The organism is Nitrospirota bacterium (assembly GCA_016214385.1).
GTDB lineage: Bacteria > Nitrospirota > Thermodesulfovibrionia > UBA6902 > JACROP01 > JACROP01.
Genome location: JACROP010000162.1, coordinates 1 through 6529, shown reverse-complemented (window position 1 = coordinate 6529; position 6529 = coordinate 1). Strand labels below are relative to the sequence as shown.

The following is a 6529-nucleotide window of genomic DNA, read 5'->3' as shown; positions in this document are numbered from 1 at the left end:
TTATAGAAAATCTCGAGCCTTTCAGAGCACCAGTCAGCACCCTTCAGGAGCCCTTCAGAGAGTCCAAAACCAACTATTAGCTCCTTTACCATCACAGGGCTACAGAGGAGACTCAATAGCTCTCTACCATTAGCAAAGATTTTAAGCCTCGTCTCTGAGGCAACGGCATCTGTTGATTCAGATAGCATACCGTCTCGATATTCGATAATATTAACTTTTGCAGATGGGTTCATCAGCACAGGCCTTTTAACTCTTTCGCCTCTCCCGAAGGTTCGGGATGTGGCGGAAAACTCATAACTCTTAACTGTCTTTCTGGCGGGAGCGTGTGGGAATCGAACCCACCCTTCCCGATTGTGTCGGGAAACACTGGATTTGAAGTCCAGGAGGGACACCAGAACCCTATGCGCTCCCATGAGCTTGCCCGCTAACCGGATTTTAAATTGTACTTGATTTATTTAGATTCTGGCAAGCATGGTTTCCCCAGGAATTTTCTCTTATCACCCACCCTCAGGGTTATCTTATTCGAATCGAGATGCTCAAGAAAGGGCAGGGCATATTTTCTCGATGTGTTGAGGATGTCTCTGAATTCCGCCACTGTCATCTCATTATTTTCCCTGAAGAAATTTTTGACGGCCTCCATCATTTTCGAATAATCAGAGGCTGTAATGAAGAGGGAATCGTTAATCCTTACAAGGCTTCCCTCTTTAGACATGAGCCTTAATATATCGTCGAGGTCCTTCTGGCTGATAGAAAGGGTAGTTGAGAGTTCGTCTTTAAGAGGAGGTTGAAAGGCTGCCTTCTCGAGGATGCCAATTATCTTCTCTTTTAAAGCTGTGTCCACGCCACTCCATGAGGCCCTGAAGGACTTTGCCCTGACAAATTCTTTTTCAATTGCAATTTCTTTAATTGTAGAGAGAAGACTTCCAAAGAGTTTGTGGTCAAGCCCTTTAAAGATAGCCCTCAGATCTTCTTTTGGCACGCCTATCTTTAATGGGTATTTCTTATGAAAATCCTCTATAAAAGCATTTACCTTTTTCTGAAAAGTTGTAAAGGTTTTTTTGTGCAGGAGCCTGTCCTCAAATTGCATGACTTCACTGTTTTTTATCAAAGTCTCGATTGCCTCTTTGATGGCAGGGAGCTCTGCCTTAATCCAGCCCCCAAGAGTTGAAATTGTAGAGCCTGCCATTGCATCTTTTAATATCTTCATGGAGAGTTTTTCTTTAAGGGAGGCTTCTTTAAATACCACGAGGTCATCGAGCCCTTCGCCTTTACGCCTCCGCTTAGGCGATGGATCCAGGATTTCACCTCCACCAATGGTCTCAAGCGGAGAGAATCGCCTTATTATGTACCTGTCTCCGCTCATGGCAATAACCGGCTCGTTCAACCTTATCTGGCAGTAAGCCCTGCTGTTAGGCTCAAGTTCAGGCCTGTTGTAAAGTATGATTCTTCCTGTGAGTTCAGAAGTCCCTATATAAAAATGTATGAGGTCACGATTTTTAAGAACCGGTGCGCTTCTGAGAAGCTCGATCTCTGCATCAACTGCAGTGGTTGGTTTTAATCTGTCCGGTACAGCGAGGACATCCCCCCTCTGAATGTCTTCTTTTTGAATACCCTGGAGGTTTAAAGCAACCCTCTGACCTGCATAAGCGGTTTTTATTGTCTCGCCATGGCTCTGAAGGCCCCTCACCTTGCTCTTTATGCCTGCTGGCAGGATTTCAACAGCATCGTCAATTGATATACTGCCTGATAAAGCAGTCCCTGTAACTACTGTACCAAAGCCTTTCAGCGTAAATACCCTGTCTATTGGGAGTCTGAAAAGCCCCTCTGATGGTTTGGGTTTGACTTTGAGGGCAACCTCTCTTATTTTTTCTTTCAGAAAATCAATGTTATATGAGGTCTTTAATGAGACAGGGACAATCTCACAGCCCTCAAGAAAAGTATCTTTTGCAAAATCTTTAGCCTCGCTTATTACCATCTCAAGCCAGTCTTTTTCAACCAGGTCGGCCTTTGTTATTGCAATGAGGCCTGATTTTATTTTAAGGAGGTCACATATGGCGAGGTGCTCTTTGCTCTGGGGCATTATCCCTTCATCTGCTGCAATGACCAGGAGGACGAGGTCTATTCCTCCAGCGCCAGCAAGCATATTTCTTACAAGCCTCTCATGGCCAGGCACATCCACTATTCCTATGCGCAGGCCGTCAGGGTATGAGAGGTCGGCAAAACCGAGGTCAATTGTAATCCCCCGCTCCTTCTCTTCCTTAAGCCTGTCAGGGTCGATGCCTGTGAGGGCCTTAACGAGGGAGCTCTTGCCATGGTCTATATGGCCTGCTGTGCCGAGGATTACATATTTCAATTGGGTATATACCTCCTTACAGGTCGTAGACATTGAGGGATTATAGCATTAGCTAACTGTTCATTTAAACAATTCGGTGGCTGGAGGCTTGAAGGCGTCAGCCCTTTATATGGCCAATGAGGATATTTTCAATGCCAAGGCGTATCATCATTATTGCTATCGATGCAAGGAGGAGAGCCATGACCTTTGATATGGCAGTTATCCCACCACGGCCAAAGAAGTTGATGATCGCCTGGGCATTTATAAATGAAAGCCAGACTATAAGAAGATTCAATATAAGGGATATGACTGTTGGGATAATTCCATAGTGGTCTACGAGCACCAGGAGTGTAGTCAGGACAGCAGGGCCAACTATAAGAGGGACACCGATTGGCACAATTCCCATCTTACCTCCAGGTTTTCTTCGCTCTGCACCATGCTTTATCAGGTCGAGGATTGCAAACACAAGAAGTACAAGGCCACCAGCGATCTTGAAATCATTAGTAGTAATGCCCAGTATCCTGAATATGACCTCTCCCATTGCAACAAACACGAGGCTGACTATTATGGCTGTGAGTATCGATTCCCTGACTATTGCTTGTCTTTTGGCCTTTGGCATGTCCTCTGTCATTGAGATGAATATAGGCAGCACAACAAATATATCGATGGCAACAAAAAGTGGAATGAATGTGTTAGGTATGTTCTTCAGGATGGCTTCCATTTTTATTCTGTACCCACAGTGGATTTATGGGTGTGCTTTCTGATTGCAGGCAGGTCATCATGGGTATCTGAGATAATTCCGATAAGCATATCAGGATAGGGCAGACTTTATGTTTTTTATGAGGTCTTTAATTTCACTATCTCTCACAGTCCTTGCATCGAGGATGAGGGCATCTTCTTTAATCCTTGAGATTACCGGAGGCACTCCTTTTCTCAGCCTTTCCTCAAGTGCACTGACAGAAATATAAGAGGGCATTATGGACACGACAAAAGTTGGAAGGCCTGCCTCTGGCAAAGAGCCGCCACCAGCACGGGACTGGTCAGTCATGACTTCTACTTTTGCCCTGTCTGCCACGGCCTTCTTTAATAAAGCTGAAATCTTTTTTGCCCTGAGTCTTATCGTTTCTACTGGCTGGGTCAGCATCATCAATGTTGGAATATTTTTGATTGCCCTTTCTTCGTCCATATATTCCAGCATGGTTGCCTCAAGGGCTGCCAGGGTTAATTTATCTATTCTAACTGCTCTCGTAAGGGGATTTTTCTGTATTTCCTCGATTAGTGCTTTTCTGCCGAGGATTATTCCTGCCTGCGGGCCGCCGAGCAGTTTGTCGCCACTAAAGGTCACAATATCTACCCCTGTTTTTATAATATCCTGGACTGAGGGTTCGCCGTGTATTCCGTATTTTTCCAAATCAATCATGCAGCCGCTTCCAAGGTCAACCATAACAGGAAGATTATGAATGCTACCGAGTCTTACGACCTCTTCGATTGATACCTCTTCTGTGAATCCGATAATCCTGTAATTGCTCGGGTGTACCTTGAGCAATAGGGCGGTATTTTCATTTATGGCGTTTTTGTAGTCTGTGAGGTGGGTCTTATTAGTTGTACCAACTTCCCTTAATATAGCGCCGCTTGACCTCATAACATCTGGAATTCTGAAAGAGCCGCCTATCTCGACAAGCTCTCCCCTCGATACAATGACCTCCCTGCCTTTTGCGAAGGTGTTGAGGCATAAAAGTACGGCAGCCGCATTGTTGTTAACGGCAATTGCATCCTCTGCTCCGCTGATCTCCTTGAGGATATCTTTAATATGTGAGTATCTTTTACCCCTCTGGCCCTGGGGGAGTTCGTATTCAAGATTAGAATAACTGCCGGCAATTTCATTTATATTATCTATGGATTTCGCAGAGAGAATAGACCTGCCGAGGTTTGTGTGAATTATTACACCTGTGGCATTAATGAGGGGTTTCAGCCTGTAAGCCGAGAGACTTTTGATTGTGCTTTCGACATAAGGGGCAATTGCATCGATGGATAACTCAGGGGCAGAGCCTCGCATAATCTCTGCCCTCTGAAGATCGAGCGTCTCTCTTATTGCCTTAAGGACTAATCTCCTGGGATAAGAATCAAGCCAGTTAAGGCCGTGCTGGCTTTTTAAGAGTTCATCCACAGATGGTATTTTTGAGAGCTGTCTTTGTTTATCCTTCATGACCTTAGTTGATTACACTAATACAAGCGTATTTTTTTTTACATTTATAAAATCTCCCCCCTGCTTAATACCCCCGATAGAACCATTCGAGGGCGGGCATGCAGGGGCAGGCTCTTGCCCCTCTTTTCCAAAGAGGGGTTCGCAAAGTCCCCCTTTGAAAAAGGGGGATGTAGGGGGATTTTATAAATTTATTTTTTGCGTTTGTGTTAGATAAACCCATTAGGTATATTATGAGATATATCATACCAGAAAAGCATTTTTGTGTGGCATAATAAAACACAGGAGATGTTAAATGTTTAAAGAGACCTGCCCTGGAAGTAAAGAGATAAAAAAGCCAAAACCCGAAGACATAAGGTGCCGCTATTGTGGAAATAAGCTTGAGATATGGACTGACGAAGTAGAGGTTAAGTGCAAGAAGTGCGGCAAGATAACCATGAGGGTTCTTGGACCCACCTGTATTGACTGGTGCCCCTATGCAAGGGAGTGCGTGGGAGATGAGAAATATAAAAGGTTAAAGAAATTGACAAAAGAAAAGTAAGTATGTCTGGTTTGAGTTCAAATAAAAAGGTGTTTGAGGCCCCGTTCTCTCGCAAAGTTTTTAATTACAAATAGGGCGTTATGAAGTCTTTGAAGCCGTGTGTTTCTCAGCCTTATAGCATTGGTGTCATTGAAAGGGAACTTTTCAGACCTGATTTGAACCTGAAGCTTCTGAATCTGATGGTGCAGGGTTTTTAAAGTTTCCTGGTCAAAGGGTTTTAAAAACAACGGGTTCACAGTAATAAAGCCTTCAGCTATATCTTTTGAAATGGCAGCAATACTTTTACCTTTTGTGCTAATCATTCTTCTTCCTCCCTCCAAGTAGCTTTGAGGCCCAGATGCCTGCTTCATAAAGTAAGATTATGGGCACAGCCATAAGGGTTTGATTAAAGGCATCCGGAGTAGGTGTTAAAAAAGCGGCGATGATAAAAGCAAGGAGTACTGCATATTTTCTGTTTTTTGCAAGAAATTTTGTACTCACAATACCCGCCTTTGTGAGAAATACTATTACAACCGGAAGCTCAAAAATAGCGCCAAAGGCAAGGATGAATTTCAGACAGAAGTCAACATATTTTCCCACAGAGAGCATTGGCTGGAGGCCCTCTGTCTTATAGGTGAGGAGGAAGTTCATTGCAAAGGGGAGTATAAAGACAAAGCAGAAAAAGGCGCCTAATAAAAAAAGAGTTGTCACAAGGATAACAAAGGGCAGGGCGTATTTTTTTTCTTTTTGTAAAAGGCCTGGCGCTACAAACCTCCAGATCTCATAAAATACGACTGGCAAAACCATTATGAACCCACTTATAATAGCAATTTTCATATGCATCCAGATGGCCTCTGTTGGCGCGAGGAATACAAGCTTTAGTCCTGGATTCTCAGATGCCTTGAGGGCTATAAAAGGATATTTAAGGGATAATTCGAGGGTGTTTCTGAGGGGTAGGGTTAAAAGGTTGAAAATAGATTCAGAATAATAGAAGCAAACGCCAAAGCCAATAAATATGGCAATCAGGAGGACAACAATCCGTTTTCTTAGTTCCTCTAAGTGAGTTGTGAGGGGCATTTTTTCATCATTCACCTTTTACCACCTTCGCTTTGCTCGGAGAAATCATTACGATTTGCTGCCCCTATTTTATCTCCTGTGTCAGTGCCATTTTTTTGTATTAGTTTACTAACACTGTCGCTACCACTGTTTAATGACACTTTTTTAGTCTTTGTCTCCTCAGGTACACCTTTTTCTATATGGGTTTCTGCTTCATCAATTGAGTCCTTAACTCCCTGAAGTGCCCTTTTCAATTCCCCTATTCCCTTTCCGAGGGCCCTGCCGAGTTCTGGAAGCCTTTTGGGACCGAATACGAGGAGGGCCACAATGAAGATAACTATTAACTCTTGCATTCCAAAGTCAAACATTATGTCCTTTTTTTAATTTTGCATTTTGCATTTTAAATTTTATTTTTCCT

Annotated in this window: 8 protein-coding genes and 1 tRNA gene; 1 reads left to right on the top strand and 8 read right to left on the bottom strand. The window is 43.5% G+C overall.

Going from position 1 to position 6529, the window contains the following annotated elements:
• The 5 genes from HZC12_10040 to HZC12_10020 form a co-directional block, all read right to left on the bottom strand.
• A partial coding sequence (locus HZC12_10040) for a hypothetical protein (protein MBI5027044.1) occupies positions 1-233 on the bottom strand: 233 nt, incomplete at its 3' end.
• A gap of 80 nt (positions 234-313) precedes the next feature.
• A tRNA-Sec gene (locus tag HZC12_10035) sits at positions 314-411 on the bottom strand.
• A gap of 40 nt (positions 412-451) precedes the next feature.
• Positions 452-2386, bottom strand: coding sequence for a selenocysteine-specific translation elongation factor (gene selB / locus HZC12_10030; protein ID MBI5027043.1), 1935 nt, complete (start codon positions 2384-2386; stop codon positions 452-454).
• Between the two features lie 64 nt (positions 2387-2450).
• Complete coding sequence (locus HZC12_10025; GenBank protein MBI5027042.1) at positions 2451-3053, bottom strand: MarC family protein; 603 nt, start codon at positions 3051-3053, stop codon at positions 2451-2453.
• A gap of 90 nt (positions 3054-3143) precedes the next feature.
• Positions 3144-4538: an L-seryl-tRNA(Sec) selenium transferase gene (locus HZC12_10020; GenBank protein MBI5027041.1), complete on the bottom strand. Its 1395-nt coding sequence runs from the start codon at positions 4536-4538 to the stop codon at positions 3144-3146.
• Between the two features lie 292 nt (positions 4539-4830).
• On the opposite strand from HZC12_10020, the gene HZC12_10015 reads away from it, so the two are divergent.
• Positions 4831-5076, top strand: coding sequence for a hypothetical protein (locus tag HZC12_10015; protein MBI5027040.1), 246 nt, complete (start codon positions 4831-4833; stop codon positions 5074-5076).
• Between the two features lie 17 nt (positions 5077-5093).
• Here HZC12_10015 and HZC12_10010 read toward each other — a convergent pair whose 3' ends face one another.
• Genes HZC12_10010 through HZC12_10000 form a run of 3 tightly spaced genes read right to left on the bottom strand, consistent with a single transcriptional unit; the run spans position 5094 to position 6479 of the window.
• Positions 5094-5378, bottom strand: coding sequence for a hypothetical protein (locus tag HZC12_10010; GenBank protein ID MBI5027039.1), 285 nt, complete (start codon positions 5376-5378; stop codon positions 5094-5096).
• The gene (tatC, locus tag HZC12_10005) at positions 5371-6147 is read right to left on the bottom strand and encodes a twin-arginine translocase subunit TatC (protein ID MBI5027038.1); all 777 of its coding nucleotides are present in this window, start codon (positions 6145-6147) and stop codon (positions 5371-5373) included. Before tatC ends, HZC12_10010 begins: the two co-directional genes overlap by 8 nt.
• Entirely contained in the window at positions 6144-6479 is a 336-nt protein-coding gene (locus HZC12_10000; protein ID MBI5027037.1) for a twin-arginine translocase TatA/TatE family subunit, read from the bottom strand. Before HZC12_10000 ends, tatC begins: the two co-directional genes overlap by 4 nt.
• Between the last annotated feature and the right edge of the window lie 50 nt (positions 6480-6529).